30 protein-coding genes are annotated in these 25,091 nt (G+C 74.9%); 11 read left to right on the top strand and 19 right to left on the bottom strand.

The window, feature by feature from the left end; translation table 11 throughout:
• Window positions 1–150 precede the first annotated feature (150 nt).
• Window positions 151–600, bottom strand: a complete 450-nt coding sequence (locus KMZ30_RS15450; RefSeq protein ID WP_215513166.1) for a rhodanese-like domain-containing protein — start codon at window positions 598–600, stop codon at window positions 151–153.
• Between the two features lie 163 nt (window positions 601–763).
• Between KMZ30_RS15450 and KMZ30_RS15445 the strand changes: the two genes are divergently transcribed.
• A complete protein-coding gene (locus tag KMZ30_RS15445; protein ID WP_215513167.1) occupies window positions 764–1,534 on the top strand; it encodes a 3-hydroxybutyrate dehydrogenase in 771 nt (256 codons plus the stop codon).
• A 38-nt stretch (window positions 1,535–1,572) separates the two neighbouring features.
• Window positions 1,573–3,408 carry a helix-turn-helix domain-containing protein gene (locus KMZ30_RS15440; RefSeq protein ID WP_215513168.1) on the top strand — a complete coding sequence of 612 codons (1,836 nt, stop codon included), beginning with the start codon at window positions 1,573–1,575 and terminating at the stop codon, window positions 3,406–3,408.
• A 114-nt stretch (window positions 3,409–3,522) separates the two neighbouring features.
• Here KMZ30_RS15440 and KMZ30_RS15435 read toward each other — a convergent pair whose 3' ends face one another.
• Genes KMZ30_RS15435 through KMZ30_RS15410 form a run of 6 tightly spaced genes read right to left on the bottom strand, consistent with a single transcriptional unit; the run spans window position 3,523 to window position 9,016 of the window.
• On the bottom strand, window positions 3,523–4,452 hold the full coding sequence (locus tag KMZ30_RS15435; RefSeq protein ID WP_215513169.1) for an alpha/beta hydrolase: 930 nt from the start codon (window positions 4,450–4,452) through the stop codon (window positions 3,523–3,525).
• Window positions 4,449–5,486, bottom strand: coding sequence for a branched-chain amino acid ABC transporter permease (locus KMZ30_RS15430; protein ID WP_207022183.1), 1,038 nt, complete (start codon window positions 5,484–5,486; stop codon window positions 4,449–4,451). The genes KMZ30_RS15435 and KMZ30_RS15430 overlap by 4 nt, the downstream gene beginning before the upstream one ends.
• Window positions 5,483–6,367: a branched-chain amino acid ABC transporter permease gene (locus KMZ30_RS15425; RefSeq protein WP_215513170.1), complete on the bottom strand. Its 885-nt coding sequence runs from the start codon at window positions 6,365–6,367 to the stop codon at window positions 5,483–5,485. The genes KMZ30_RS15430 and KMZ30_RS15425 overlap by 4 nt, the downstream gene beginning before the upstream one ends.
• Window positions 6,364–7,077 (bottom strand): ABC transporter ATP-binding protein, encoded by a 714-nt coding sequence (locus KMZ30_RS15420; RefSeq protein WP_215513171.1) that lies wholly within the window; start codon window positions 7,075–7,077, stop codon window positions 6,364–6,366. The genes KMZ30_RS15425 and KMZ30_RS15420 overlap by 4 nt, the downstream gene beginning before the upstream one ends.
• Window positions 7,074–7,808, bottom strand: coding sequence for an ABC transporter ATP-binding protein (locus KMZ30_RS15415; RefSeq protein WP_207022180.1), 735 nt, complete (start codon window positions 7,806–7,808; stop codon window positions 7,074–7,076). Before KMZ30_RS15415 ends, KMZ30_RS15420 begins: the two co-directional genes overlap by 4 nt.
• The gene (locus tag KMZ30_RS15410) at window positions 7,805–9,016 is read right to left on the bottom strand and encodes a substrate-binding domain-containing protein (RefSeq protein ID WP_215513172.1); all 1,212 of its coding nucleotides are present in this window, start codon (window positions 9,014–9,016) and stop codon (window positions 7,805–7,807) included. The genes KMZ30_RS15415 and KMZ30_RS15410 overlap by 4 nt, the downstream gene beginning before the upstream one ends.
• Before the next feature lie 269 nt (window positions 9,017–9,285).
• On the opposite strand from KMZ30_RS15410, the gene KMZ30_RS15405 reads away from it, so the two are divergent.
• The 3 genes from KMZ30_RS15405 (at window position 9,286) to KMZ30_RS15395 (ending at window position 12,564) form a co-directional block, all read left to right on the top strand.
• A complete protein-coding gene (locus KMZ30_RS15405; protein WP_215513173.1) occupies window positions 9,286–10,662 on the top strand; it encodes an MBL fold metallo-hydrolase in 1,377 nt (458 codons plus the stop codon).
• Between the two features lie 252 nt (window positions 10,663–10,914).
• Entirely contained in the window at window positions 10,915–11,187 is a 273-nt protein-coding gene (locus KMZ30_RS15400; RefSeq protein WP_215513174.1) for a hypothetical protein, read from the top strand.
• A gap of 321 nt (window positions 11,188–11,508) precedes the next feature.
• Window positions 11,509–12,564 (top strand): alcohol dehydrogenase catalytic domain-containing protein, encoded by a 1,056-nt coding sequence (locus tag KMZ30_RS15395; protein ID WP_215513175.1) that lies wholly within the window; start codon window positions 11,509–11,511, stop codon window positions 12,562–12,564.
• 11 nt (window positions 12,565–12,575) lie between these two features.
• Here the strand turns inward: KMZ30_RS15395 and KMZ30_RS15390 are convergent, their stop codons facing one another.
• From KMZ30_RS15390 to KMZ30_RS15380, 3 genes are all read right to left on the bottom strand, one after another.
• A complete protein-coding gene (locus tag KMZ30_RS15390) occupies window positions 12,576–13,238 on the bottom strand; it encodes a PIG-L deacetylase family protein (protein WP_226902634.1) in 663 nt (220 codons plus the stop codon).
• Between the two features lie 10 nt (window positions 13,239–13,248).
• Window positions 13,249–14,256 carry an SLAC1 anion channel family protein gene (locus KMZ30_RS15385; protein WP_215513176.1) on the bottom strand — a complete coding sequence of 336 codons (1,008 nt, stop codon included), beginning with the start codon at window positions 14,254–14,256 and terminating at the stop codon, window positions 13,249–13,251.
• Window positions 14,257–14,326: 70 nt separating this feature from the next.
• On the bottom strand, window positions 14,327–14,512 hold the full coding sequence (locus tag KMZ30_RS15380) for a hypothetical protein (RefSeq protein WP_215513177.1): 186 nt from the start codon (window positions 14,510–14,512) through the stop codon (window positions 14,327–14,329).
• 224 nt (window positions 14,513–14,736) lie between these two features.
• Between KMZ30_RS15380 and KMZ30_RS15375 the strand changes: the two genes are divergently transcribed.
• From KMZ30_RS15375 to KMZ30_RS15365, 3 genes are read left to right on the top strand one after another with little or no spacing between them, the layout of a single operon-like run.
• Window positions 14,737–16,194 (top strand): NAD(P)/FAD-dependent oxidoreductase, encoded by a 1,458-nt coding sequence (locus tag KMZ30_RS15375; RefSeq protein ID WP_215513178.1) that lies wholly within the window; start codon window positions 14,737–14,739, stop codon window positions 16,192–16,194.
• Window positions 16,191–16,361 (top strand): hypothetical protein, encoded by a 171-nt coding sequence (locus KMZ30_RS15370; protein WP_215513199.1) that lies wholly within the window; start codon window positions 16,191–16,193, stop codon window positions 16,359–16,361. The genes KMZ30_RS15375 and KMZ30_RS15370 overlap by 4 nt, the downstream gene beginning before the upstream one ends.
• Before the next feature lie 53 nt (window positions 16,362–16,414).
• Window positions 16,415–17,047, top strand: coding sequence for a class I SAM-dependent methyltransferase (locus KMZ30_RS15365; RefSeq protein WP_215520056.1), 633 nt, complete (start codon window positions 16,415–16,417; stop codon window positions 17,045–17,047).
• On the opposite strand, the gene KMZ30_RS15360 is transcribed toward KMZ30_RS15365, so the two are convergent.
• From KMZ30_RS15360 to trxA, 7 genes are all read right to left on the bottom strand, one after another.
• Window positions 17,022–17,741: a hypothetical protein gene (locus KMZ30_RS15360; RefSeq protein WP_226902636.1), complete on the bottom strand. Its 720-nt coding sequence runs from the start codon at window positions 17,739–17,741 to the stop codon at window positions 17,022–17,024. The genes KMZ30_RS15365 and KMZ30_RS15360 overlap by 26 nt on opposite strands.
• A 28-nt stretch (window positions 17,742–17,769) precedes the next feature.
• Window positions 17,770–18,603 carry a hypothetical protein gene (locus KMZ30_RS15355; RefSeq protein ID WP_215513180.1) on the bottom strand — a complete coding sequence of 278 codons (834 nt, stop codon included), beginning with the start codon at window positions 18,601–18,603 and terminating at the stop codon, window positions 17,770–17,772.
• Window positions 18,604–18,862: 259 nt separating this feature from the next.
• The gene (locus tag KMZ30_RS15350) at window positions 18,863–19,024 is read right to left on the bottom strand and encodes a DUF8730 family Cys-rich protein (protein ID WP_173027328.1); all 162 of its coding nucleotides are present in this window, start codon (window positions 19,022–19,024) and stop codon (window positions 18,863–18,865) included.
• Window positions 19,025–19,084: 60 nt separating this feature from the next.
• Window positions 19,085–19,708 (bottom strand): class I SAM-dependent methyltransferase, encoded by a 624-nt coding sequence (locus KMZ30_RS15345; RefSeq protein WP_215513181.1) that lies wholly within the window; start codon window positions 19,706–19,708, stop codon window positions 19,085–19,087.
• Window positions 19,709–19,721: 13 nt separating this feature from the next.
• Window positions 19,722–19,982: a metal-sensitive transcriptional regulator gene (locus KMZ30_RS15340; protein WP_173027326.1), complete on the bottom strand. Its 261-nt coding sequence runs from the start codon at window positions 19,980–19,982 to the stop codon at window positions 19,722–19,724.
• Window positions 19,983–20,081: 99 nt separating this feature from the next.
• Complete coding sequence (locus KMZ30_RS15335) at window positions 20,082–20,402, bottom strand: rhodanese-like domain-containing protein (protein WP_215513182.1); 321 nt, start codon at window positions 20,400–20,402, stop codon at window positions 20,082–20,084.
• 46 nt (window positions 20,403–20,448) lie between these two features.
• A complete protein-coding gene (gene trxA / locus KMZ30_RS15330; RefSeq protein WP_030526272.1) occupies window positions 20,449–20,817 on the bottom strand; it encodes a thioredoxin in 369 nt (122 codons plus the stop codon).
• Between the two features lie 218 nt (window positions 20,818–21,035).
• Here trxA and KMZ30_RS15325 point away from each other — a divergent pair, with 218 nt between their 5' ends.
• The gene (locus tag KMZ30_RS15325; protein ID WP_215513183.1) at window positions 21,036–21,740 is read left to right on the top strand and encodes a ferritin-like domain-containing protein; all 705 of its coding nucleotides are present in this window, start codon (window positions 21,036–21,038) and stop codon (window positions 21,738–21,740) included.
• 14 nt (window positions 21,741–21,754) lie between these two features.
• On the opposite strand, the gene KMZ30_RS15320 is transcribed toward KMZ30_RS15325, so the two are convergent.
• Window positions 21,755–22,894 carry a sensor histidine kinase gene (locus tag KMZ30_RS15320; RefSeq protein WP_215513184.1) on the bottom strand — a complete coding sequence of 380 codons (1,140 nt, stop codon included), beginning with the start codon at window positions 22,892–22,894 and terminating at the stop codon, window positions 21,755–21,757.
• A complete protein-coding gene (locus tag KMZ30_RS15315) occupies window positions 22,891–23,613 on the bottom strand; it encodes a response regulator transcription factor (protein WP_215513185.1) in 723 nt (240 codons plus the stop codon). The genes KMZ30_RS15320 and KMZ30_RS15315 overlap by 4 nt, the downstream gene beginning before the upstream one ends.
• A gap of 44 nt (window positions 23,614–23,657) precedes the next feature.
• Between KMZ30_RS15315 and KMZ30_RS15310 the strand changes: the two genes are divergently transcribed.
• On the top strand, window positions 23,658–24,650 hold the full coding sequence (locus KMZ30_RS15310) for a small ribosomal subunit Rsm22 family protein (protein ID WP_308279767.1): 993 nt from the start codon (window positions 23,658–23,660) through the stop codon (window positions 24,648–24,650).
• Between the two features lie 74 nt (window positions 24,651–24,724).
• Window positions 24,725–25,003: an HU family DNA-binding protein gene (locus KMZ30_RS15305; protein WP_030526270.1), complete on the top strand. Its 279-nt coding sequence runs from the start codon at window positions 24,725–24,727 to the stop codon at window positions 25,001–25,003.
• Window positions 25,004–25,091 lie beyond the last annotated feature (88 nt).

The following is a 25,091-nucleotide window of genomic DNA, read 5'->3' as shown; positions in this document are numbered from 1 at the left end:
TGCGGGTCGGTCGTGTCCGAACCGTGACCGCCCGTGGCCTCGTCTTTTCGGGGTGACCCCGAAATGTCCACGAGACCCCGGCTCGGAGCCGGGGTCTCGCTGACGAACCGGGGTGACGCGCGCGCGGTCACCCCGAAGAGCGGGCCGGGCTCAGCCGGTGACGACCTCGCCGCCGGCCTGCTGCCAGGCGCCGATGCCGCCGGCGAGGTCGTAGGCCCCGGTGAAGCCCGACTGCGCCATCGCCTCGAGCGCCACCCCGCTGCGATTGCCCGAGCGGCAGTACACGGCGTAGGCGCCGGCCGGGTCGAGCTGCGCCATCCGCGCGCCGAAGTCGGCGCCCTCGATGTCGAGGTTGACGGCGCCCGGCAGGTGCCCCTGCGCGAACTCGCCCGGCGTGCGCACGTCGAGGACCGTCGTCCCGGGGCGCTTGAGCGCGGCCGCGAACTGCGCCGCGTCGAGGTGCGCGCCGGCGCTCGGCGCCGCGGTGGCCGCCGCGCCGGCGGTGGCGCTCACCTGCGGGCCGTCGGAGCCGCAGGCCGCGAGCGCGCCGGTGGCGAGGACGGTGAGGACGAGGACCGTGGCGAGACGGCGCAGACGCATCGGGGCTCCCGGATGGACGGTGTGGGACCCGCCCATCGTATACCCCCAGGGGTAGCGATGCCGCCCGGTCGTCGACGACGGTCGCCGCGCACCACCGCCCCGCCGGCAATGTGTGACGCGCACACACCGGGCGTGGCGGTCCTCGTCCCTACTGTCGAGCACCATGACCGCAGCCAGCAGCACCCCGGCCGTCGACCTCGACGGCCGCACCGCCCTCGTCACCGGCGCCGCGAGCGGCATCGGCGAGGCCGTCGCCCTCGCCCTCGCCGGGGCCGGCGCGAAGGTGCACGCCGTCGACCGCGACGCCGCGGGCCTGGAGCGCCTCGGCGCCGTCGCGGGGATGCAGCCGCACGTCGTCGACCTCAGCGACCTCGACGCCCTCGGTGGCCTGCCTACCGACGTCGACGTCCTCGTCAACAACGCCGGCATCCAGCACGTGAGCCCGATCGAGGACTTCCCCGTCGAGCGCTTCGACCTCATCCTCGACCTGATGCTGCGCGCCCCCTTCCGGCTGGTCCGCCAGTCGCTGCCGCACATGTACGACCGCGGCTGGGGCCGGGTCGTCAACGTCTCGAGCGTCCACGGCCTGCGGGCCAGCGCGTACAAGGCCGCGTACGTGTCCGCCAAGCACGGGCTCGAGGGGCTCTCGAAGGTCGTCGCGCTGGAGGGCGGCCCGAAGGGCGTCACGTCCAACTGCCTCAACCCGGCCTACGTGCGGACGCCGCTCGTCGAGAAGCAGGTGGCCGACCAGGCCCGCTCGCACGGCATCTCCGAGGACGAGGTGCTCGAGACCGTGATGCTCGAGCCGGTCGCCGTCAAGCGCCTCGTCGAGCCGGCGGAGGTCGCCGAGCTCGCCCTCTTCCTCTGCGGCCCGGCGTCGGCCTCGGTCAACGGGTCCGCGTTCACGATGGACGGCGGCTGGACCGCGCACTGAGCGCCTCGGACGCCGAGACGTTGCCTACCATCGACGGGATGACGGACGCAGCGCAGCCCGGTGGGGAGCAAGACGGGGCGCTGCGGCTCCTCGCCCTGCTGGCCGACGACGCGACCGTCGCCGAGGTCGCGGCCGTGCCGGCGCCCGCCGCCGCCCGCGAGCTCGCCGTCCGGGTGGCCGCCGCCCGCGAGGTGCACCAGCGGCGGGAGGCGGGCCTGTCGGCGCTGCTCGAGACCGCCCGCGCCCTTGCGAGCGAGAGCGACACCGCACAGGTGCTCGACGCCATCGTGCGGCGGGCCCGCGCGCTGCTCGGCACGGACCTCACGTACCTGACCCTCCACGACCCCGAGCACGGCGACACCTACATGCGGGCCACCGACGGCTCGGTCTCGGCCGCGTTCCAGTCGGTGCGCCTCGAGCTCGGCGCCGGCCTCGGGGGGCTCGTCGCGTCGACGCGCAAGCCGTACTGGACGGCCGACTACTGGAACGACGAGCGCTTCGTGCACACCTCCGACATCGACGGCGCGGTGTCGGAGGAGGGCATCATCGCCATCTGCGGGACCCCCCTGCTCGTCGAGAACACCTTCGTCGGCGTCCTGTTCGCGGCCAACCGCACCCCGCGGCCGTTCACCCGCGAGGAGGTCGCGCTGCTCGGCAACCTCGCGACGCTCGCGGCCGTCACCCTCGTCCAGACGCGCGCGCTCGCCGACGCGGAGTCGGCGCTCGCCGCGCTCTCGGAGGCGCACGAGACGGTGCGGCAGTACGCCGACGGCATCGAGAAGGCCGCAGCGGCCCACGACCGCTTCGCCTCCCTCGTCCTCGGCGGCGGCGGCACCGAGGACCTCACGCACGCCCTCGCCGACCTCCTCGGTGGGTGGGCGGCGCTCGTCGACGAGGACGGGACGGTCCGCAGCACGACACCGGGGGCCGTCGTCCCCGAGGACTTCCCCGACCTGCGGGCCGGCCGCCTCGTGACGCGCGACGGCGTGCACGGCCTGGCCGTCGCGACGGGCGACGAGCACCTCGCGACGCTCTACGTCGGCGGCACCGGCGACCTCACCGACGCCGACCGGCGCACCGTCGAGCGGGCCGGCGTCGTCACCGCCCTCGTCCTGCTCTTCGAGCGCCAGGCCGCGGACTCGCGGCAGGCCGCGCGCAACCGCGTCGTCGCCGAGCTGCTCGCGGCGCGCGGCCCGGCGCAGGACCGCGTCCAGCTGGTCCGGACGACGGGCGCCGACCCCGAGGCGCCGAACTGCCTCCTCGTCCTGCGCGGGGACGCGACCTCCTCCACGCGCGCGCTGGCCCTGTCGGCCTCCGCCGCCGCCGGCGAGGGCGGCCTCGTCGGGGTCCAGGACGGCGACGTCGTCGCGCTCGTCCCCGGCGGCGACGCCGGCGCCCTTGCCCGCTCGATGGCCACCCGCGTCGGCCGCCGCGGCGACGTCACGGTCGCCGGCGTCGGCCCGCTGACCGGCGTCGACGCGATCCCGGCCGCGCACGAGGAGGCGACGCGCACCGTCGCCGCGCTCGTCGCCCTCGGCCGGCGCGGCGAAGGGGCGGCCGCGACCCAGCTGGGGTTCGCCGGGCTCATCGTCGGCTCCGACCCCGACGTGTCGGCCTACGTGACGCACGAGCTCGGGGCGCTGCTCGACTACGACGCCCGACGAGGGACCGACCTCGTCGGCACGCTGGCCGCGTGGTTCGCCGCCGGCCGCTCGCCGCGGCACGCCGCGACCCGGCTGCACGTCCACGTCAACACCGTCGCGCAGCGCCTCGACCGGATCGGCGCGCTGCTCGGCGAGGGCTGGCAGGAGCCGGAGCGCTCGCTCGAGCTCCAGCTCGCGCTGCGGATGCGCGACCTCCTCGCCGCCGACTGACTCCCCCGTTCCCCCGTTCCCTCGCGAACGTGTGTGAAATCGCCGGGGGTCCCCGGCGATTTCACACGCGTTCGCGGTGGGGGCCCGGGTGGGGGTGCGGGGTGGGGCCGGGCGTCAGGGGGACGGCGGGAGCATCCGCTCGACGGCGTCGGCGACGGCGGTGACGCCGGCCGGCTCGAGCACGACCGAGTAGTGGTCGCCGTCGACGGCGGTGGTGCGCAGGGCGTCCGGCAGGTCGAGGGCGGCGAGGCGCTGCGGGTCGTAGAGGCCCTGCGGCTCGGCCATCAGCCCCCGGTGCGCCCACACGAGCTCGACCGGGAGGCCGCGCTCGACGGCCAGGCGCGCCGCGCCGTGCGTCTCGGGGTCGGCGAGCACGTCGGCCCCGTCGGCCCGGACGGCGTCGAGGACGCACGAGCTGCGCCATCCGCCGTCGCCGTCCTCGACGAGGTCGGCGAGCACGTAGCGGCGGGCCGCATCCCCGGCAGGACCGCGCAGCACCGGGCCGAGCGCGGGGTGGGCGTCCCAGAACGCGAGGTACTCGTCGGCGGACGCGAAGCGCATCGACAGCCGCTGCATCGCCGGCCCGATGACCGCCTGGAGCGCGGCGTCGACGTCGAGGTCCGGCGGGGCGGGGAAGGCGAGACCGCCGTCGACGAGCACGACCCCCGAGAACCGCTCCGGATGACGGGCCGCCGCCAGCGCGGAGACGAAGCCGCCCATCGAGTGGCCGACGAGCACGGGCGCCGCCGCGAAGGCCGACGCGATGCCGGCGAGGTCGTCGGCGTGCACGCCCAGCCCGTACGGACCGGGGGCGCCGGCGCTCGCGGCGCGACCGCGCAGGTCGGGGGCGAGGACCCGGACGGCGCCGGGCCAGCGGCGGCCCAGCTCGTCGGCGACCCGCTGCCACGACAGCCCGTTGGCCGTGATGCCGTGCACCGCGAGGACGACGGCGGCGTCCTCGGCCACCGGCCCGGTCGTCAGGTCGTGGACGGCGAGGTGCCCCTCGGGCAGCTCGATGACGAACGCGGGGTCGACGATGCTCATGTCCGCACACCCTTCCGTACGAGGCGGCCCCCGAGGCCGGTCAGGCCGCTCGGGGCGAAGTAGACGACGACGACGAAGAACGCGCCGAGGACGAACAGCGGCTGCGACAGCACCGACTGCAGCGCTCCGGGCAGCGAGTCGAGGATGCCCGAGCCGCTCGCCTCGGTGAGCCGGGCGTCGGCGTAGTGGTAGAGGAAGCCGCCGACCACCGCGCCCCAGGTGCTGCCCGCGCCGCCGAGGACGACCATGACGAGGAGCGAGAGCGTGAACTCGGCGGTCGTCAGGTGCGGCCCGGAGCCGCCGAGCACGAGGGCGTGGACGACGCCGCCGAGCCCGCCGAGGAAGGACCCCACCACGAGGGCGAGGAGCTTGACCCGGTAGACCGACAGGCCGAGCACCGCGGCGCGGGCCTCGTTCTCGCGCACCGCCGCCATCGCGTGCCCGGCGCGCGAGCGCACGAGCAGCCGGACGACGACGACCGCGACGACGAGGAACCCGAGCGCCAGCCAGTAGCGGTAGGGGGCGTTGGCGACCCCGACGAGGAGGTCCGGGACGGCGTCGCGCGCAAGCGCCTTGCCCTCCTCGCCGCCGGTCACGCCGGCCGGGTCGCGCAGCACGATGATGGACGCCGCCTGCGCGAAGGCGAGGGTGACCATCGCGAAGGCGATGCCGCCGACCCGGAGCGCGACCGCCCCCACGACGAGGGCCAGCAGCGTCGTGCCGCCGAGGGCCACGAGCACCGCGAGCGGCAGCGGCATCGACCACTCGGCGAGCGAGACGGTGAGCAGGTAGCTGCCGGCCGCGATGAACAGGGCGTGGCCGAAGCTCAGCAGGCCGGTGCGCCCGAAGACGACGTCGTAGCTGAGCGCGAACCCGGCGAAGACGAGGCACGTCGCGAGCAGCTGCATCGAGCCGGGCCCGTTGACCCGGCCGGGCAGCAGCCCGGGCACGGACACCGACAGGTACGGCAGGTACGCGAGCAGCGCGAGGAGCAGGACCGGCGGGAGGACCCGGAGGAGCGGGCGGGCGCTCATGCGGTGGCCCCTTTCAGCGAGGACGGGCGCAGGAGGAGGACGAGCGCCAGCAGCAGGACGACCGAGAGGTCGCCGATCCCGCTGGCGGCGTAGTAGTTCGCGAGCTGCTGCACCAGCCCGACCGCCACGGCGGCGACCGCGGTGCCGGTCAGCGACCCCATCCCGCCGATGACGACGACGATGAACGCGTAGATGAGGAGCGACCCGCCCTGGAGCGGCGACACCGTGCCGGCGTACTGCGAGTACAGGACCCCCGCGAGGGCCGCGACCGCGCCGCCGAGCCCGAAGACCACGGTGAAGGTGCGCCGGACGTCGATGCCGAGCGCCTGCACCATCGTGCGGTTCTCCACGCCGGCCCGGATGACGAGCCCGAGTCGGGTGTGGTTGAGGAGCGCGAGCAGGCCGCCGTAGAGGGCGAGCGCGACGGCGAGGTAGAGGAACCGGTCGACCGGCAGCCGGGCCCCGAGCACCTCGACGGTGCCGGTCAGCAGCCGCGGCTTGGCGACCGGGTGGGGATCGGACCCCCAGATGCCCTGCACCGCAGCCACGCTCGCCAGCGACAGGCCGACGGTGACGAGCACCTGCTGGATGTGGTGCCGGTACAGCGGCCGGATGAGGACGACCTCGACGAGCACGCCGACGGCGGCCCCGACGAGCACCGCCACGACCGCCGCGACGAGCAGCCGCAGGCCGACGGCCATCGAGGCGGGCAGCGCGTCCATCGTCAGCCAGGCGGCGTAGGCGCCGGCCGTCATGAAGGAGCCGTGGGCGAAGTTGAGGACGCCCATGAGCCCGTAGACCAGCGAGAGGCCGCTCGCGGCGAGGAAGTACAGCGCCCCGAGCCCTAGCCCGGTGACGAGGATGAGGACGAGGTCGCTCACGCCACCTCCTCCCGTCGCATCGAGACGCCGAGCAGCTCCGTCGTCAGCTCCGGGTCCTCGACGAGGGCGCGCGCCTCGCCCCGGTGCACGACGCGGCCGGCGTCGAGGACGACGACGGTGTCGGCGATGCGGCGCACGAGCGGCAGGTTCTGCTCGACGAGGAGGACGGGGGTCGTCCGGGCGACGCGCGCCAGGACGTCCGCGACCTCGGTGACGAGCTTCGGCGCGAGGCCCTTGGTCGGCTCGTCGACGAGCAGGAGGTCGTTCTCGCGCAGCAGGACCCGCGCGAGCGCGACCATCTGCTGCTGCCCGCCCGAGAGCGTGCCGGCCTTCTGCGCGCGGCGCGCGAGGAGGTCGGGGAAGAGCTCCTCGACGATCGGGGCCTCGGCACCGACGCTGCCGCCGACGAGGCGCAGGTTCTCGTCGACCGTCAGCCCGCCGAAGACCTCGCGGTCCTCGGGGACGTAGCCGATGCCGCCGGCGACGATGCGGTGCACGGGGTCTCCGGTGATGTCGCGGTCCCGCAGCCGGATCCCCCCGGTGCGCGGCGCGAGGCCGAGGACCGCCTTGAGCGTCGTCGTCTTGCCGACGCCGTTGCGGCCGAGCAGCGCGGTGACGCCCGTGTCGGGCACCTCGAACGAGACGCCCTGGAGGACGTGCGAGCCGCCGTAGCGGACGTGCACGTCGTCGAGGGTGAGGACGCTGGTCACAGTGCTTCTCCCAGGTAGGCCTGCTGGACGCGCTCGTCGGCGGTCACCTCGTCGGGGGCGCCGACGGCGAGGAGGCTGCCGTGGTGGAGCACCGCGACGCGGTCGGCGAGCCCGAGGACGACGTGCATGTGGTGCTCGACCATCGCGACGGCCACGCCGGAGTCGCGCACCTGGCCGATGATCTCGGTCAGCCCGTCGACGTCCTCGGCGGAGACGCCGGCCATCGGCTCGTCGAGCAGCAGCGCGCGCGGGTCGGACGCGAGGGCCATCGCGAGCTCGAGCTTGCGGCGACCGCCGTGCGACAGGTCGCGGGCGAGCGTGTCGGCGGTGCCGCCCATCCCGACCCGCTCGAGGAGGGCCTCGACCCGGTCGGCGGCGACGGACGCCGCGCGGCGGAAGGGCGACGCCGGGGACGGCCCGGAGCCCTGGACCGCCAGCCGCACGTTCTCGCCGGCGGTCAGGCCGTCGAAGAGGGCCGAGGTCTGGAACGAGCGGGCCAGCCCGAGCCGCGAGCGCTTGGTGGCCGACGCCCGGCTGACGTCGGCCCCGTCGAGGGTGACCCGGCCGGTCGTGGGCCGGGTCACCCCCGAGAGGACGTTGACGAGCGAGGACTTGCCGGCGCCGTTGGGGCCGATGATGCCGACCAGCTCGCCGGCGCCGACCGTCAGGCTGACGTCCTCGAGGATGCGGGCACCCCCGACCTGCCAACCGACGGCCTCGGCGCCGATCACTTGAAGGCGCTGACCGGCGGGGCGACGGCCTGCGGGTCGAGGGTCTCGCCGGGCTTGACGGTGTACCCGTCGCCGCTCTTCTCGAGGGACGCGGTGAACATCGGCTGCAGCAGGGCGTGGTCCTCGGGGCGGATGGTCATCTGCCCCTTCGGCCCCTCGAAGCTCCACCCCTCGAGGGCCGTGACCATCGCGTTCGTGTCGTCGGTGCTCTTCTCGAGCGCGTGGACGACCATCTGGGCGGCGACGAAGCCGTCGTTCGTGAAGAGGTCGACCGAGCCGCCCTGCTCCTTCATCCCGGCGTCGAGCGCCTGGTAGGCCGGGTTGTCGGCCGCACCGTCGAAGAAGTGCGAGAGGAAGTCGATCTTCGTGGCGGACTCGCCGAACAGGGCGTGCGTCGGCTTGATGTCGAGCCCGGTGACGACGGTCGTCACGTCGAAGACGCCCTGCTGCGAGAGCGAGGTCCACATCTGGGTGGCGTTGGCGCCGGCCCACGCGACGAAGAGCAGGTCGGGCTCCTCACCCTTGATCTTGCTCGCGAACGGGGTGAACTCCGTGGCGGCGGCGGGGACCTCGACGGCCGAGACCGTGGCGCCCTTCGTGCCGAGGATGCTCGTGACGGCGGCGACGTTGGCCTTGCCGAACGCGCTGTCCTGGGCGAGGACGGTGACCTTCTTGCCCTCGACGTCGCCGATCATCGTCCCGGCGGTCGCGACGTCCTGGTAGGTCTGGCGGCCGGAGCGGAAGGTGTACTCGTTGGCGCCGGTGACGGCGTCGACGGCCGCGGGGCCGGAGATGAACAGGACCTGGTTGTCCTTGGCCAGCGGCGCGACCTGGAGGGCGACGCCGGACGAGGTCGAGCCGGCGAGGACCTTGACGCCCTGCCCGATGAGGTCGGTGGCGGCGGCGACGGCCTTGGCGGGGTCGCCGGCGTCGTCCTGCTCGGTGACCTCGACCTGACGGCCGTTCACGGCGTTCGTGCCCTTGGTGGCGTAGTCGAGGCCGGCCGTGAAGCCCTGCCGGTACTGCTCGCCGTACGTGGCGAGCGGGCCGGACTTGCTATAGACGAGCCCCACCTCGACGGGGCCGCTCGACGCGGACGACCCCGAGCCGGCCCCGGTGTCGGCACCGGGCTCCCCGGGGGTGCCGCAGGCCGCGAGGGCCAGGATCAGGGCTGCGCTCGCCACGGCGAGAACTGGGCGACGGTGCACGGGTTCCTCCTCCGGGGGGCGCTCGCGCCATTGCTGCAACGAATTCCGTTGACGCCCCTGCCGATTCGGCGACCGTAATCGCCGGTCAGCGGGCACTCCGTGGGCGCGCGCCCCACAACCCGACCGTTCGCCTGTGGGGCGGGCCCACCCCGGGTCGCGGGAATGCGGCATGTCGGGCTGCGGTTGCATGCCCTAGCAATACCCCCTAGGGTATGTATCGCGCCCGGGGACCCCACGGCCCGACCACCCCCTTCCCGACCGGAGGACCGATGATCTTCACCCAGTACTACCTCGACTGCCTCTCGCAGGCCTCCTACCTCGTCGCCGACGAGACCACCGGGCAGGCGGTCGTCGTCGACCCCCGCCGTGACGTCGCCGAGTACGTCGAGGACGCCCGGGCCCGCGGCCTGACCATCGTCGGTGTCGTCAACACCCACTTCCACGCCGACTTCGTCTCCGGCCACCTCGAGCTGGCTCGCGAGACGGGCGCCTGGATCGGCTACGGCGAGGCCGCGCAGGCCGACTTCGAGGTCCGCCACCTCGCCGACGGCGAGCGCATCCCGCTCGGGGACGTGACGCTGCAGGTCATGGCGACGCCGGGGCACACCCCCGAGTCGATCTCGGTGCTCGTCTTCGAGCACGCCGACGACGAGGTCGCGTACGGCGTCCTCACCGGCGACGCCCTCTTCATCGGCGACGTCGGCCGACCGGACCTGCTCGCCTCGATCGGCGTCACCGCCGACGAGCTCGGCCGGATGCTCTACGACTCGATCCAGCACCGGCTCATGGGTCTCGACGACGCCGTGCGAGTCTTCCCGGCCCACGGCGCCGGCTCGGCGTGCGGCAAGAACCTCTCGACCGAGAAGCAGTCGACGATCGGCGAGCAGCGCCGGTTCAACTACGCCTGCCAGCCGATGACGGAGGAGCAGTTCCTCGCCGTCGTCACCGCCGGCCAGCCCGCCGCGCCGGAGTACTTCGTCTACAACGCGATCCTCAACCGTCGTGAGCGTGACGTACGCGAGCTCGACGTGGCGGTGCCGGCCCTCGACGCGGACGCGGTCGACGCGGCGCTCGCCGACGGGGCCGTCGTCCACGACGCCCGCGACCCGCAGGAGTTCGCGGCCGCCCACCTCGAGGGCGCGGTCAACGTGCCGGTCGACGGGCGGATGGCCGAGACCGTCGGGATGGTCTTCCAGCCGGAGCAGCAGATCGTCGTCATGGCCCCGGAGGGTCAGGAGCAGGAGGTCGCGACGCGCTTCTCGCGCATCGGGTTCGACCACGTCGTCGGGTACGTCGCCGACGTCGAGGGCTTCCTCCTCGCTCACGCCGACCGCGTGCGCCGGGCGAGCCGGCTCACGGTCACCGAGGTGGCCGAGGCCGCGGCGGGCGGTGACGTGCAGCTCGTCGACGTCCGCAACGCGGGCGAGCTCGAGAACGGCACCATCCCGGGCGCCCGTTATATCCCGCTCGCCGAGCTGGGCCGCCGCAGCGAGGAGCTCGACCCGGCCCGTCCGGTCGTCGCGTTCTGCGCGGGCGGGTGGCGCAGCTCGGTCGCGACGAGCCTCCTGCGCTCGCGGGGCTTCGCCGACGTGTCGGACGTGCTCGGCGGGTACGCCGCCTGGGACGCGGCCCACGCCAGCGCCTGAGCGCCGTCCCAGGACGAAGCCCCCGGGCGCCTCTCGCCGCCGGGGGCTTCGTCGTGCGCGCAGAAAGGTCGCGCACGAGGCCCTGCGGTCCATCCTCGGACCGATACCGTCCCGGGTGTGCACCTCGGTGCATGGGGCCCCGGACAGACGGCGGCGGAGCGGAGACACGAGTCCTGCCCGCCGCCGTCGTCCGTCCGACCCTCTCGCGGTCGCGTCTCACCTCGATGCACGCAGCCACCCCGGGTCGAGGTGATGCCCGACCCCCTGGCGGTCCCTTTTCACCTCGACGCACGCAGCCACCCCCGGGTCGAGGTGATGACCGACCCTCTGGCGGTCCCGTTTCACCTCGATGCCCGCAGCCCCACCCGGGTCGAGGTGATGACCGGCCCCCTGGTGGTCCCGTTTCACCTCGATGCCCGCAGCCACACCGGGGTCGAGGTATTCGGCCGGCCGCCGGTGGTGGCCGGACACCTCGACCCGAGCGGCCGCTGTCGTTCGCCCCACACTTCGGAGCAATCGGGATGAGCGGTCTTCTACGTCACTCTCCGACGCAACCGGGATCAGCGGACGGATGCGTCGACGAGCGGCCCGGAGCCCCCGCTCATCCCGGCTGCTCCGAGGTGGGACGCAGCGAACCGCTCATCCCAGTTGCTCCGAGATGGGGAGCGACCAGCAGCGGCTCGACATCCCCCTCACCCCCTGGCCGTCGCGGGTCGAGGTGATGTCCGACCTTCAGGTGGTCGGGTTTCACCTCGATGCAGGCAGCCACACACGGGTCGAGGTGATGTCCGACCCCCTGGTGGTCGGGTTTCACCTCGACCCGCCGGCCGCTGGCAGGCTGGCCCCGTGCGAGCCCTCGTCTACGACGTCTTCCGCGAGCCCCTGCGGGTCACCGAGCTCCCCGACCCGACCGCCCCGGCGGGCGGCGCCGTCGTCCGGGTCCTGAGCGCCGGCCTCTGCCGCAGCGACTGGCACGGCTGGATGGGCCACGACGACGACATCGCCACCTTCCCCCACGTGCCGGGGCACGAGCTCGCCGGCGTCGTCGAGTCGGTCGGCGACGGCGTCGACCCCGCCTGGGTCGGCCGCCCCGTCACCGCTCCCTTCGTCCAGGCCTGCGGGGCGTGCCCCACGTGCGCGGCCGGTGACGGCCAGGTCTGCCCCCACCAGCGCCAGCCGGGCTTCACCGACCCCGGATGCTTCGCCGAGCGCGTCGTCGTCCACTCCGCCGGCACCAACCTCGTCGCCCTCCCTGACGACGTCCCGCCGCAGGTCGCCGCCGGCCTCGGCTGCCGCGTCGCCACCGCCCACCGGGCCGTCGTCGCACGCGGCCGGGTCGCGCCCGGGGACACGGTCCTCGTCAGCGGGTGCGGCGGCGTCGGGCTCGCGTCCGTCGCGATCGCCGTGGCGGCCGGCGCCCGTGTCGCCGCCACCGACCTCGATCCCGCCTCCCGCGCCCGCGCCGAGGCCCTCGGCGCCGAGCTCACCCTCGACGCGGCGCTGGACCCCGCCGAGCTCGTCGCGGCCGTCGCCGGCTGGTCCGACGGCGGCGCGCGCGTCGGCATCGAGGCCGTCGGGTCACCGGCCGCCTGCCGCACCGGGATCCTCGCCCTCGGACGCCGCGGCCGCCACGTCCAGGTCGGCCTGCTGCCGACCGCCGCCGGGTCCGCGACCGTCCCGATGGAGCGCGTCATCGGCTGGGAGCTCGACGTGCTCGGCAGCCACGGGATGGCCGCCGCCGACTACGCGGGCCTGCTCGACGACGTCGCCGCGGGACGCCTCGACCTCGGCGCGCTCCTCGCTCCCGGCGACCCGGTCGGGCTCGCCGAGGCCGGCGCCCTCCTCGCGCGGATGGGCGAGGCCGGCTCGCGCGGGATGGTCCTCGTCGACCCCACCCGCTGACCCGGTCGCCCTCAGGCGAGGCGGCGCACGTACTCGCGGTCGCCGAGGAGCTCCAGCCGGCGCCAGAGCACGCTGCCCGGCACGGCCTGGGTCGCGTGGCACCGGACCGCGGCCAGCTGCCGGGTCCGGTCGACCGCCACCTCGGTGAGCTCGTCGAGCGGGTGCCCGGCGAACCCGCCCCCGGTCTCGTCCCGCAGCGTCGCCGCGACCCCGGAGGGCAGCGCCCACCCCAGCACCGGCACACCGAGATCGGCGCCGACGGCCACGGCGGCGACCGACGCGGCCTCGTGGTCGGCGTGCCCCGTGACGCCGGCCACCAGGTCGAAGACGAGGAGTCCGTCGGGCGCGACCCGCCGCACCTCGGCCGCGACGTCGCCGCGGAGCACCTCATCAGGGACCGCGGGCAGCGCTCCGTCGGGATGCGCGAGCGAGGACGTGTGCGCGACGCCCAGCGCCGTCGCGGCAGAACGGAGCTCGGCGTCACGTACCGACGCCAGGTCGCCCTCGACCTCGCCGAGGGTCGACGCCTCACCCCGGGTCAGGCACAGCACGGACACCTCGGCGCCCGCGGACCCGAAGGCGTCGAGCAGCGCCCCCAGCCCGAAGGACTCGTCGTCCGGGTGGGCGACAACGGCGAGCACCCTCCGCCACCCCGGCAGCACGTCGGCGGACATCATCGACTCCTCACTCCGGCAAGCAGATCCGGCCCAGGGCCGCCGCCCGCACGGTCAACCCTGTCACGACCAGGACGAGCACGCTCGTCGCACCGAGGAGCAGCACGGCGACGACGTCATAGACCACCTGCGGCCGGGCGCCGGCCATCGCGACCGCCGCGGCCGAGGCGGCCGCCAGCGGGAAGGTGTAGGCCCAGTACGGTACGGCGAACGGGATGCGCCGCAGGCGGCCGGCCTGGGCCAGGAGGATCGCGACGAACGACATCGAGGCGGAGAACAGCAGGACGCCGACGGGGTCGTCGACCGACCCGGTCAGCGCGCCCCACGAGAGCATCGCCACCGACGGGGGCGCGACGAAGATGGCGATCGTCGGCAGGAGCTTCTCGGGGAACGCGGCGTCGTGCAGGAGCACCCGCTGCAGCACGAGGGGCAGCAGGGCGACCCAGAACACCACTCCGACACCGAAGGCGAACCGGGCGAGCTCGACCGACCCGAGCTCGCGCGCCGCCAGCGGCGTGATGACGTTGCCGACGACCGGGATGAACCACGCGGGGGTCACGGAGCCGTGGACGATATCGGCGCGCCCGAACCACGCACTGACGACGGCGACGGTCGCCACGAGGTGACCGCCCGCCCCCGCCCACCAGAGGACCGACGCGACCCCCGGCGCGAAGGACTGGCCGGCCGTCGCGAGCACGAGGAGCGCGATGGTGACGGTCGGCGCGAAGGTCATCCGCACCGGGTGGCGCAGCTCGGCGCGCGCGGCGGCCGGGAAGCGCACCCACTTGACGACGTAGGCGGTGCCGACGACGACGAAGGTCAGCGCCGCGAGGGCGAGGAAGCCCTGCGCCGGCCACGCCGGCAGCTCGTAGACGTGGGCCGCACGACGCCAGGCCAGCGACACCCCGCCGAGCCCCATGACGGACGAGAACAGGGTGACGGGCAGGTGCGCCAGCGAGCGCCCGTCGGGGGACGGGACCGTCGCCGCGGGGACCTGCACGGTCGTGGTTCCGGTCATCGTCGTGGTCCTTCCCGGCCCCTGCGGGCCGCCGCGGTCGCCATCACTCGACTGTATACCCCCATGGGTATCAACTCGCTGAGCATCCGCACCGCGCCGGCACCTCGCGGTCCCCTGCCCCGGAGTCGTCCAGCACGCCCACCCGGTGCTCGCCGGCCCAGGCGGCGAGCGGCGAGCGGCCACGCCGGGTCGCCTCGAGGTCGCCGACGACGACGGTGCGCGGCCGGTCCGGGTCGCTCGGCGGGAGCTGGCTCACGGACACCTCCGCGCGATGGTCTGGGGACGGTGGTCGCGGGGTCCGGAGGGGGCCGGGCACGGCGCCGGGTAGACCACCCGACCCGGCGCCGCTCGTCCGGCCGGACGGCTCGAGCATATACCCCATGAGGTATACGTCACCGGTTATCCGAATCACCGGCAGGGGATACCCCCCTGGGTATATGGTGCAGCCGACCACCCACTCGTCGAAGGAGACGTGAAGCCATGGCCGATGTCGTCATCCTCGGCGCGGGCGTCGCGGGGCACACCGCAGCCCTGCACCTGAGCCGCCTGCTGCCGAAGGGCCACACGGTGACCGTCGTGTCACCCAACTCCCGCTGGAACTGGATCCCGTCCAACATCTGGGTCGGGGTCGGGAAGATGGCGAAGAAGGACGTCGTTTTCCCCCTCGCGCCGGTCTACCGCAAGAAGGGGATCCGCTTCGTCCAGGCGAAGGCCGTCGCGATCCGCCCCGACGGTGACGCCGACGACGCGCGGGGCGCGGTCGACGTCGTGCACACCTCCCCCGAGCGCGACGGCGAGGAGCAGCGGCTGCGCTACGACTACCTCGTCAACGCCACGGGGCCACAGCTGAAGTTCGGCATGACCGAGGGCCTCGGCCCGGACGGCGGTCACACCGTGTCGGTCTGCACGGCCGACCACGCGGTGCACGCGGCCGCCGAGCTGCGCGCCGCCATCGACCGGATGAAGGCCGGCGAGCACCGGACGATCGTCGTCGGCATGGGCCACGGCACGTGCACCTGCGAGGGAGCGGCGTTCGAGTACGTCTTCAACGTCGACCACGAGCTGCGCGAGGCCGGCGTCCGGGACATGGCCCGCGTCGTCTACCTGAGCAACGAGGCCGCCCTCGGCGACTTCGGCGTCGACGGGATGACGTTCGCGGAGAGGGGTTTCGAGACCACCTCGGAGATGTGGACCGCCAGCCTGTTCCGCGAGCGCGGCGTCGAGGCCATCCTCGGCGCGCACGTCCACCGCATCGAGCCCGGCGTCATCCACTACGAGACGCTCGACGGCGAGATGCACGAGCTCGCGTTCGACTTCGGGATGCTCCTGCCGCCGTTCGGTGGCGTGCCGCTCAAGGCCTACGACCGCGACGGCGGGGACATCACGGACCGGATGTTCGCCCCGAGCGGGTTCATGCGCGTCGACGCCGACTACACGGCCAAGCCCTACGAGGAGTGGCGCGGCGAGGACTGGCCGCTCACCTACCTAGCCCCGGGCTACGACAACGTCTTCGCCGTGGGCATCGCCTTCGCGCCGCCGCACCAGATCTCGCGCCCGCGCACGAGCCCGAACGGCACGGTCATCGCCCCGTCACCGCCGCGCACCGGCATGCCCTCGGGCGTCATGGGCAAGACGGCGGCGCTCACCATCGTCGACCGGATCAAGCACGGCGCCGACCGGCCCGCCCACGAGGCCTCGATGGCCCGGATGGGCGCGGCGTGCGTCGCGTCCGCGGGCGCCGGGATGCGACGCGGCTCGGCCGCGGCGATGACGATGATGCCCGTCGTCCCCGACTACTCCCGCTACCCCACCGGTCGCGACACCGCGGACACCCGTGGCGAGCTCGGCCTCTCGGGGCACTGGGTGAAGCTCATGCTCCACCACCTCTTCATCCACAAGGCCAAGGGCCGGCTCGGCTGGCACCTCATCCCGGAGTGAGCACCATGGACCAGACGCACACCCCCGACCCCGTCGCCGACCTCTCGACGGCGCCGCTGCCCACCGCGAGCACGCTGCGCAAGCGCCGCAGCCTGCCGCTCCAGATCGTCCGGTTCGCCGTGTTCAACGTGCGGATCATGCGGATGATCCTCAAGGGCCACCACTGACGCGAGCCTCCTCCGGCTCGTCCGGGCGCGACCCCGTGGGACACACTGACCCCATGGGGCCGCGCCGGTGGTGGGACGAGCGGGTGCTGCCGCGCCTGACGCACCGCGCCTGCCAGGGCGCGGACGTCGACCGCTGGCGGGCACCGGTCTGCGCGCGGGCGCAGGGCGTCGTACTCGACATCGGGTTCGGCTCCGGCCCGAACCTCGAGCACTACCCGGCCGCCGTGACCCGCGTGCTCGTCGCCGACCCCTCCGACCTCGCGTGGGAGCTCGCGTCGTCGCGCGTCGCCGCGTTCGGCCGGCCGGTCGAGCGGGTCTCCCCCGACGCCGCCGACCTCTCCGCGCTCGCCGACGGCTCGGTCGACACCGTCGTCACCGCGTGGGCCCTCTGCACGGTGCCCGAGGTCGAGCGCGCCCTGGCCGAGGCCCGGCGGGTGCTGCGACCCGGCGGCGCGCTGCACTTCGTCGAGCACTCGCTCGCCCCGGACCCCGGCACGGTCCGGGTGCAGCGGTTCGTCCAGCCGGTGTGGGGGCGGATGCCCGGCGGCTGCCACGTCGACCGCGACCTGCCGCGGGTCATCGAGGCGGCGGGGTTCGAGGTCACGCTCGACCGGGCCCGCTACATCGCCCCCGGCCCGATGCGCGCCTGGGGCTGGTTCGTCACCGGCTCCGCCCGCCCCACCTGAGGAGCCGCACGCCTGTCGCGAGGAGCCAGCCGAGCCAGAGGACGAGGCCGAGGAGGCCGACGAACAGGAGGGGCGAGCCGTCGGCGACCGCGACGGTCGCGAGGCCGGCCAGGAGCATCAGCACCCCACCGGCGAGGCCGAGCCCGCGCTGCCACGACCCGGTCAACCCGCTCGCGTGCGCCGCGAGTGCCGTGGCGACGGACGTGACGCCGAGCATCGGCAGGGCGAGGGCGAAGGCGGCGGCGTGCGCTCGCCAGACGAGCTCGGCGGCGGGCGACGGCCCGAAGGAGGCGTCCGCGGACAGCGCCAGCCCGACCTGGAGCACGTTGACGAGCACGAGGACGGCCACCGCCGACGCGCCGGTGGCGACGGCGAGGCGCGACCAGAAAGCGCCCGCCCCTCCGCGTCGCTCGACGAGGCCGTGCAGGCCCGTCACGAGGAGGAGCAGCAGCGGCAGGTAGAGGGCGACGACGCCGGTCGCGACGGCGACCGGACCGCGCTGCGCCGCGTAGTAGGCGACCACCTCGCCCATCGGCGCGTCGTAGCCGGGTGCGCCGGCCGCCGCCAGCACGGCGTTCTCGGTGACGATCCCGACCGCGACGGCGATCGCTGCGCCCCCGACCAGCCGGCTCGGGCCGGACGTGCGGGTCGGCGCCGGCGCGGGGACGGGGACGGTGCTGGAGGTCGTGCTCATGCTGCTTCTCCTGTGCGGGCGTGCGGCGTCAGCCGTCGAGAGAGGCCACGAGGGCGGGGACGGGTCGGAGCCAGGTGCTGACGTTGGCGAGCGCGAGCAGCAGGAAGACCGCGCCGGCGCCGCCGAGGAGACCCGCCCGCAGGAGCCACGTCGGCTGCCCGACCGACCGCGGACCACGCAGACGCCACCGGCGCCACACGGCACGGACTGCCTCAACGCAGAGCGCTGTGCCGGTCACGGCGGCCAGGACCGCGAACACCGCGTGGTACCAGGTGAAGTCGCGCAGCAGCTCCCCGACGACACCCCCGACCGACGACGGGGAGCCGGCCTCGAGCGCTCCGCCGAGGTCGCCCAGCACCCCACCGACGGCACCGGTGCCGCCGGGCGGGAGGAAGGAGGCCACGGACGCGAACGGCGCCGCCGCGCCCTGGAGGTTGGCGAGCAGGAGGGTGAGCGCCCCGAGCAGCCAGACCAGCGCGCCGGCGTAGGCCGACCGCAGCACCCGACGCCGGCGGCCGGGCACGGAGGCCTCGGCCCGTCGGCGCACCGACGACACCAGACCCACGAGGACGAGCACGAGCAGGCCGGCGAGCAGCGCCTTGACGAGGTGGAACTCCCGCCAGGTGGCGACCAGCGCCGCGAGGTCCGACGAACCCGCGACGGGGGCGGACAGGTCGGCGCCGACGAACGCCGAGACGACCGCGGACCGCAGGGCCGGCTCGCCGCCGAAGCCCCGCAGGGCGACCACGCCGGCCGGGACGACGAAGACCGCGACGGTGAGGAGCACGGCCGCCCACGCGCCGAGGTGACGACGCAAGCGGTCGGCGGCGGTCGGGGTGACGGGTGCGGGCGAGGCGGTCACTCGGGGGGTCCTTCCACGTCGGGATCGTGCGGCGTGGAGAAGCCTGCTCGACGGCGCGGGAGAAGTCACGGGCCCCGACGGGGAGTCAGGGACGAACCAGGGTCGACCCGCAGGGTGCGCACCGTGGTGGTCGTCGCGGCGCGCTCCGTGGCGCGGGAGGTGGGGTGATCACCCCACGTCCGGCGCCACCGGGGGCGCCATCACCCCGGGCACGACGACGCCGCGCCACCCGACGGGGCGGCGCGGCGGTCGGAGCGGCTCAGCGGCCGAACAGCTTGCCGAGGAAGCCGGTGCTCGGCTCGCCCTCGTGGCCCTTGCAGCGGTCGGACGACGGCACGCCGCGCATCACCTGGTCGACGTGCTGGCCGCAGCCGGCCCACGTCGTCTTCCCGCACTTGCGGCAGCTGACGGCTCGGCACATGGGGGGTCCTCCTCGGGGACGGGGTCTCGGGGTACGTCGACAGCATACCCCCGGGGGTACCTAGTCGGCAACCCGACGGAGGAGGACCACCGTGTCGAGGGCCGGCCGGTCGGCGCCGTCGACGACCCGCTCGCGCAGGTCGGACGAGACGACCTCGACGGGCAGGTCGGCCGCCGCGGCGAGGACGTCGTCCGGGTCGTGGAGCACGGCCGGGTCCTGCGGCCCGCCGACGCCGTCGGCGAGGTTGCGGGAGGCGTGGCACACGACGAGCACGGCGCCTCCGGGCCGGACGGCCTCGACGCCGCGGGCCAGCGCCCGGCGCCACTGCGCGTCGGGCAGCTGCAGGTACGCGAAGAGCACGAGGTCGTAGCCGTCGCCGGAGGGCGCCGTGGGCAGGGGCTCGAGCGCGTCGGCGACCAGCGCCCGGAAGGGCCCCGCGTCGGCACCGAGCCGCCGGCCGGCGATGTCGCGCGCCCGCTCGACGGCGACCGGCGAGAAGTCGGCCGACGTCGCGTCCCATCCGCGCTCGGCGAGCCAGAGGGCGTTGCGGCCCTCACCCGCGGCGACGTCGAGCACCGACCCCGGCGCCATCGGCCCGACGAGCTCCTCGACGAACGTGTTCGGGCCGGCGGACCAGACGAGGTCGGAGCCCGAGTACCGGGCGTCCCAGGCGACGGAGTCCATCACGACCTCCCGGTCAGGCGAGCGAGAGGAAGAGCTTCTCCATCGACTCGACGTCCATGGAGCCGGCCTCGGGGTTGGTGATGCACTGCCGCAGCCCGAGGGCGATGACGGCGAAGCCGGCCCGGTCGAGGGCCTTCGAGACGGCGGCGAGCTGCGTGACGATGTCCTGGCAGTCGCGGCCGTCCTCGATCATCTTGAGGATGCCGCCGATCTGGCCCTGCGCCCGCTTGAGCCGCTTGACGACGGCCTGCATCTCGGTGGGGTCGAGCTCCATGCTGGGGCCTCCGGGGGCGATCGACGACAAGGCGTCGAGCGTACCCCCCGCGGTACCTGACGTGGGGCGAGCGGGTGCGGACACGGGGGTTCTCCTGTCTCAGGCGGCCTGGCGGCCGGTGACCAGCGGTCGCCCGGAGGCGGCCCAGGCCGAGGTGCCGCCCTCGACGCTCACCGCGTCGTAGCCGAGCCCGGTCAGCAGGTCGGCGCCGGCGCGGCTGCGGTTGCCGCTCGCGCAGACGACGTGGACGGTGCGGTCCTTCGGGATGGACCCGAGGACGGTGGCGACCCGCGAGAGCGGCGCGAGCACGGCGCCGGGGACGTGGCCCCGGACGTACTCGGCCGGCTCGCGGACGTCGAGGACGAACGCGCCGTCGGCGTGGCGGGCGGCGAGGGTGGGGATGTCGATGGTGCGCGTCATGACGGAAGAATACCCCCAGGGGTATTCAGACCGTCAAGCGCGACCGTCAGTTCGCGTCGGACTGGGCCGCGACCTGAGCCCGGACCTCGTCCATGTCGAGGCCCTTGATGCCCTCGACGACCTGCTCGAGCGCGGCGGGCGGCAGCGCACCGGCCTGGCGGAAGACGAGGATGCCGTCGCGGAAGCCCATGAGCGTCGGGATCGAGGTGATCTGCGCGGCGCCGGCGAGCGCCTGCTCGGCCTCGGTGTCGACCTTGCCGAAGGTGATGTCGTCGTGCGCCTCGCTCGACTTCTCGTACGTCGGCGCGAACTGGCGGCACGGGCCGCACCAGGACGCCCACCAGTCGACGAGCACGATGCCCTCGTCGGTGACGGTCTTCTCGAAGGTCTCGGCCGTGAGGTCCACGGTGGCCATGTCAGCTCCTCGGAGTCGGGGGAACGGGTTCGGATCGGTCAACAGGATACCCCTATGGGTATATTCCCGGACGCGCTGTCGAGAGGGAGAACGCCCCGGAGGCGCGAGTTCATCCCCGCGGGCACCTTCACGAAGGCTTCGCACCGGCCGTCCGGGGCGCTTCACACGCCCGCGGTGCCATGGGTCGTCACCATCCCACCGACCCCCAGGAGCACACCATGGGACGCACCCGCACCGCCACCCTCGCCGCGATCGGGGCCGGAGCCCTGCTCGCCGTCGGGCTCGCCGCCGGCCAGTCCTCCGCCGCCACCCCGACCGCGGGGACCGCGACCGCCACCCCCGCCCTCACCGACGCGCTGCGGTTCGCGAGCGACGAGGAGCGGATGGCCCGCGACCTCTACGCCGCGATCGCCGACCGCTACGACGGCGCCCTGCCGTTCAGCCGCATCACGACGAGCGAGCAGCGCCACCTCGACGCGGTGTCGGGCCTGCTCGACCGCTACGGGGTCACCGACCCCGCCGACGGCTCGGCCGCCGGGCACTACGCCGACCCGGCCGTGCAGCAGCTCTACGACACCTGGTGGGCCAAGGCACGGCGCTCGCTCGACGACGCGTACGACGTCGGCGTCGCGCTCGAGCAGCGGGACATCGCCGACCTCGAGAAGACCATCGCCGCCGACCTCCCGAGCGACGTCGACGCCGTCCTCGGCCGCCTCGTCCGCGGGTCGCAGATGCACCTGCGGGCCTTCACGGCCGCGGCCGACGGGCAGACCGTCACCGGCACGATGTCCGGCCCCGGGTCCTCCGACGGCATGGCCGGCCGGGGTCGCGGCGGGATGATGTCCGGCCGCGGGGGCCGGGGCGCCGGGGGCGGCGCCGGGAACTCCCGGACGACGGACTGCCCGATGCTCGACGCCGGCTGACGCCCACCTCCGGATCAGGCCCCGGGCCCGGCCGGACCGCGCGTGACCCTGCCGCCTCCCTGCTGCGGCAGGGTCACCTCGAAGCGAGCACCCCGCCCGGGGCCGTCCGAGGTCGCGACGAGGTCGCCGCCGTGGGCGCGGACGATGTCGCGCGCGATCGTCAGACCGATGCCCGACCCCGTGTCCGCACCCGACCGGCGACGCCCGGGCACCCGGTAGAAGCGCTCGAAGACGCGCTCGAGGTCCTCGGCGGCCAGGCCCTCCCCGGTGTCCTCGACGGTGACGACGGCGCTCCCGGACGCGGCCCAGACGGCCACCTCGACGCGACCGCCGGCGGGCGTGGCGCGCACCGCGTTGCCGACGAGGTTGGTCACGACCTGGGCGACGCGGTCCGGGTCGACGACCGCCTCCACCGGTCCGCCCACGACGAGGACGAGGTCGAGGCCGGCGTCCTCCGCCTGGGGCCGCAGCCGCTCGCCCGCCGCGGTGACGAGCGCCGCGACGTCCGTCGGGCGGGGCTCCAGCGCGAGCCGGCCCTCCTCGGCCCACGAGAGCGCGGAGAGGTCCTCGGCCAGCCGGCGCAGCCGCCGGACCTCGTCCGCGACCTTGCCGAGCTGCTCGGGGCCGGTCGGCAGGACGCCGTCGATCATCCCCTCGACGTAGCCGTCGACGACGGTGAGCGGCGTGCGCATCTCGTGGGCGACCTCGCCGAGCAGACGCGTCCGCCGCGCCTCGGTCTCCGAGAGCGCGCGGCCGAGGGTGTTGACGTCGTCGGCGAGCGTGGCGAGCTCCCGCTCGCGCGGCGGCTCGACGTGCACGTCGTACCGGCCCTGCGCGATGAGGCGGGTCGTCTCCCCCACCCGGCGCAGCGGGCGGACCAGACGCGTCGCCGCGAGCGCCCCGAAGCCGGCGGCGGCGACCACGCCGACGAGCAGCCCGACGCCGATCGCCTGCGTCACCGCGTCGGCGACCTGGGTGCGCACCTGCTGCTGCGTGCCGGAGCCCGGGCCGCGGCCCATCATCATCCCGCCCATGCCGGCCGTCCGGTCGAAGATGACCGGCGTCAGCGCCCGCACGACGAGCACGGTCGCGAGCCCGCCGAGCAGAGCGACGACGAGGTGGCTGAGGACGAGGCGGACGGCGACGCGGTTCACGGCTCCCCCTCGGGACGCAGCAGCAGCTTGTAGCCGACCCCGCGGACGGTGCCGATGACGCGCGGGTCTGCGGCGTCGTCGCCGAGCGCGCGGCGCATGCTGCGGACGTGCACGTCGACGACCCGGGGGTCGCCGTAGAAGTCGTAGCCCCAGACCTCCTCGAGGAGCTGCGCCCGGCTGAACACCCGTCCGGGAGAGGCGGCGAGCGCGTGCAGGAGGTCGAACTCCAGGGCGGAGAGGCGCACGTCGCGCCCCTCGACGCGCAGCTCGCGGCGGGCCGGGTCGAGCTCCAGCCCGTCGAGGCGCAGGACGCCGTCGTCCGCCGGCGCGCCGGGGCCGTCCGCCGCGCGGCTGCGGCGCAGCACGGTCCGGACCCGTGCGACGACCTCGCGCGGGCTGAACGGCTTGGTCACGTAGTCGTCCGCCCCGGTCGCGAGCCCGACGAGCGTGTCGACCTCCTCGGCGCGCGCGGTGACGAGGACGACGTAGACGTCCGACGAGCGACGCAGCGTCCGCAGCACGTCGAGGCCGTCGAGGTCCGGCAGGCCGATGTCGAGCAGCACGAGGTCGGGGGCGCTGCCGTCGGTCGCGAGCGCCCGGCGCAGCGCCTCGGCGCCGGTGGCCGCCTCGGCGACGAGGTGGCCCTCGGCCTCGAGGTAGGCGCGCAGCACGGTGCGGATCTCGGGCTCGTCGTCGACGACGAGGATGCGGCGCGACATCCGACCTCCTGCGGGGGACCGTTCCCAGCGTAGGAGGATGGGGCGTGCCCGCTCCGCTGAACCGCGCCCTCGAGGCCGTCCTCGACGGCGCCGACGCCGAGGCCCTGCGCCGGGCGACGACCCGGCTCATCGACGTGTACCGGTCAGGGAGGCCGCCGGCCGAGCAGGTGCTGGCCGACCGCGTGGCGGCCACCGCCTACGCCGCCTACCGGATGCCGGCGACGCACGCCGCCGTCGCGCGCGTCCTGCGGTACGCGCTCGAGGTCGCCCCCGACCTCGCCCCGCGCTCGCTCGTCGACGTCGGGGGTGGCACCGGCGCCGCGGCGTGGGCGGTGTCGGAGGCGTTCGAGGGGCTGGCGTCGGTGGAGGTCGTCGACGGCTCCGCCGACGCGCTGGCGGTGGGGAAGGCGGTGGGGCACCACGGGCCGCCCGCGGTGAGCGGCGCCCGCTGGACGCGGCGGGACCTCGGGGACGGCGCCGCACTGCCGGCGGCCGACCTCGCGACCGTCGCCTACCTGCTGGGCGAGCTCGACGCCGGGCTGCAGGAGCGGGTCGTCGACGCCGCCGCGGACGCCGCGGACGTCGTCGCCGTCGTCGAGCCCGGGACGCCGCGGGGGTTCGCGGCCGTCGTCGCGGCGCGCGACCGGCTGCTCGCGGCCGGCTGGCACGTCCTCGCCCCGTGCCCGCACGAGCTCGCCTGCCCCCTCGCCGCCGCCGGCGACTGGTGCCACCTGGCCGTCCGGCTCGACCGCACGGCGCTGCACCGCCGTCTCAAGGGGGCGGCGCTCGGGCACGAGGACGAGAAGGTGTCGTACGTCGTCGCGCGGCGCGGCCCGGCCCTCGCCGACCTGCCCGCGGGACGGGTGCTGCGGCATCCGCAGACCCGCAAGGGACTGGTCCGGCTGGAGCTCTGCCGTGCCGACGGGAGCGCCTCCGCGGAGGTCGTCAGCAGGCGTCAGGGCCCGCGCTACCGGGCCGCGCGCCACGCCGGGTGGGGGGACCAGTGGCCCGATGGGGGAACGGACCCGGCAGACTGACCGTTGACGCCGCCGGACACACCCCGGCGGTAGCGTCGGAACTTCAGCACCACACGACAACGAGGAAAGGTCCCATGTCGACCAAGAAGGACATCGCCCAGGCCGTCTCGCAGCGCACGGACGTCTCCGCGTCCGCCGCCGAGGAGATCATCAACGCGGCCCTCGACGTGGTCGTCGAGCACCTCGCCAAGGGCGAGGACGTCAAGCTGGCCGGTTTCGGCAGCTTCGAGACCCGCGAGCGCGCCGCCCGCACCGGCCGCAACCCGCAGACCGGCGACGAGATCCAGATCGCCGCGTCGACGTCGGTCGGCTTCAAGGCCGCCGCGCAGCTCAAGCGCGCCGTCAACGGCTGACGCAGCAGCACACGCCCGAACGGGGCGCCGACCGTCCGGTCGGCGCCCCGTTCGCGTCCCCGCCCCACGCGCCCCTCGCGCCTCCCCT

Source organism: Phycicoccus mangrovi, from assembly GCF_018729305.1.
Classification (GTDB): domain Bacteria; phylum Actinomycetota; class Actinomycetes; order Actinomycetales; family Dermatophilaceae; genus Phycicoccus; species Phycicoccus jejuensis.
Note: the sequence above shows the minus strand (reverse complement) of the source record. Positions and strands in the feature narration are given on the sequence as shown.

Excerpts from the sequence above, each read along its gene's own strand:
- KMZ30_RS15340 (WP_173027326.1), bottom strand. The coding sequence starts at position 19,982 with ATGGAGCTCGACCCCACCGAGATGCAGGCCGTCGTCAAGCGGCTCAAG.
- KMZ30_RS15390 (WP_226902634.1), bottom strand. The coding sequence starts at position 13,238 with ATGTCCGCCGACGTGCTGCCGGGGTGGCGGAGGGTGCTCGCCGTTGTC.
- KMZ30_RS15315 (WP_215513185.1), bottom strand. The coding sequence starts at position 23,613 with ATGTCGCGCCGCATCCTCGTCGTCGACGACGAGCCCGAGATCCGCACC.
- KMZ30_RS15450 (WP_215513166.1), bottom strand. The coding sequence starts at position 600 with ATGCGTCTGCGCCGTCTCGCCACGGTCCTCGTCCTCACCGTCCTCGCC.
- KMZ30_RS15305 (WP_030526270.1), top strand. The coding sequence starts at position 24,725 with ATGTCGACCAAGAAGGACATCGCCCAGGCCGTCTCGCAGCGCACGGAC.
- KMZ30_RS15440 (WP_215513168.1), top strand. The coding sequence starts at position 1,573 with ATGACGGACGCAGCGCAGCCCGGTGGGGAGCAAGACGGGGCGCTGCGG.
- KMZ30_RS15445 (WP_215513167.1), top strand. The coding sequence starts at position 764 with ATGACCGCAGCCAGCAGCACCCCGGCCGTCGACCTCGACGGCCGCACC.
- KMZ30_RS15435 (WP_215513169.1), bottom strand. The coding sequence starts at position 4,452 with ATGAGCATCGTCGACCCCGCGTTCGTCATCGAGCTGCCCGAGGGGCAC.
- KMZ30_RS15365 (WP_215520056.1), top strand. The coding sequence starts at position 16,415 with ATGGGGCCGCGCCGGTGGTGGGACGAGCGGGTGCTGCCGCGCCTGACG.
- KMZ30_RS15325 (WP_215513183.1), top strand. The coding sequence starts at position 21,036 with ATGGGACGCACCCGCACCGCCACCCTCGCCGCGATCGGGGCCGGAGCC.
- KMZ30_RS15345 (WP_215513181.1), bottom strand. The coding sequence starts at position 19,708 with ATGGACTCCGTCGCCTGGGACGCCCGGTACTCGGGCTCCGACCTCGTC.
- KMZ30_RS15335 (WP_215513182.1), bottom strand. The coding sequence starts at position 20,402 with ATGACGCGCACCATCGACATCCCCACCCTCGCCGCCCGCCACGCCGAC.
- KMZ30_RS15360 (WP_226902636.1), bottom strand. The coding sequence starts at position 17,741 with ATGAGCACGACCTCCAGCACCGTCCCCGTCCCCGCGCCGGCGCCGACC.
- KMZ30_RS15400 (WP_215513174.1), top strand. The coding sequence starts at position 10,915 with ATGCCCGACCCCCTGGCGGTCCCTTTTCACCTCGACGCACGCAGCCAC.
- KMZ30_RS15385 (WP_215513176.1), bottom strand. The coding sequence starts at position 14,256 with ATGACCGGAACCACGACCGTGCAGGTCCCCGCGGCGACGGTCCCGTCC.
- trxA (WP_030526272.1), bottom strand. The coding sequence starts at position 20,817 with ATGGCCACCGTGGACCTCACGGCCGAGACCTTCGAGAAGACCGTCACC.
- KMZ30_RS15430 (WP_207022183.1), bottom strand. The coding sequence starts at position 5,486 with ATGAGCGCCCGCCCGCTCCTCCGGGTCCTCCCGCCGGTCCTGCTCCTC.
- KMZ30_RS15350 (WP_173027328.1), bottom strand. The coding sequence starts at position 19,024 with ATGTGCCGAGCCGTCAGCTGCCGCAAGTGCGGGAAGACGACGTGGGCC.
- KMZ30_RS15375 (WP_215513178.1), top strand. The coding sequence starts at position 14,737 with ATGGCCGATGTCGTCATCCTCGGCGCGGGCGTCGCGGGGCACACCGCA.
- KMZ30_RS15405 (WP_215513173.1), top strand. The coding sequence starts at position 9,286 with ATGATCTTCACCCAGTACTACCTCGACTGCCTCTCGCAGGCCTCCTAC.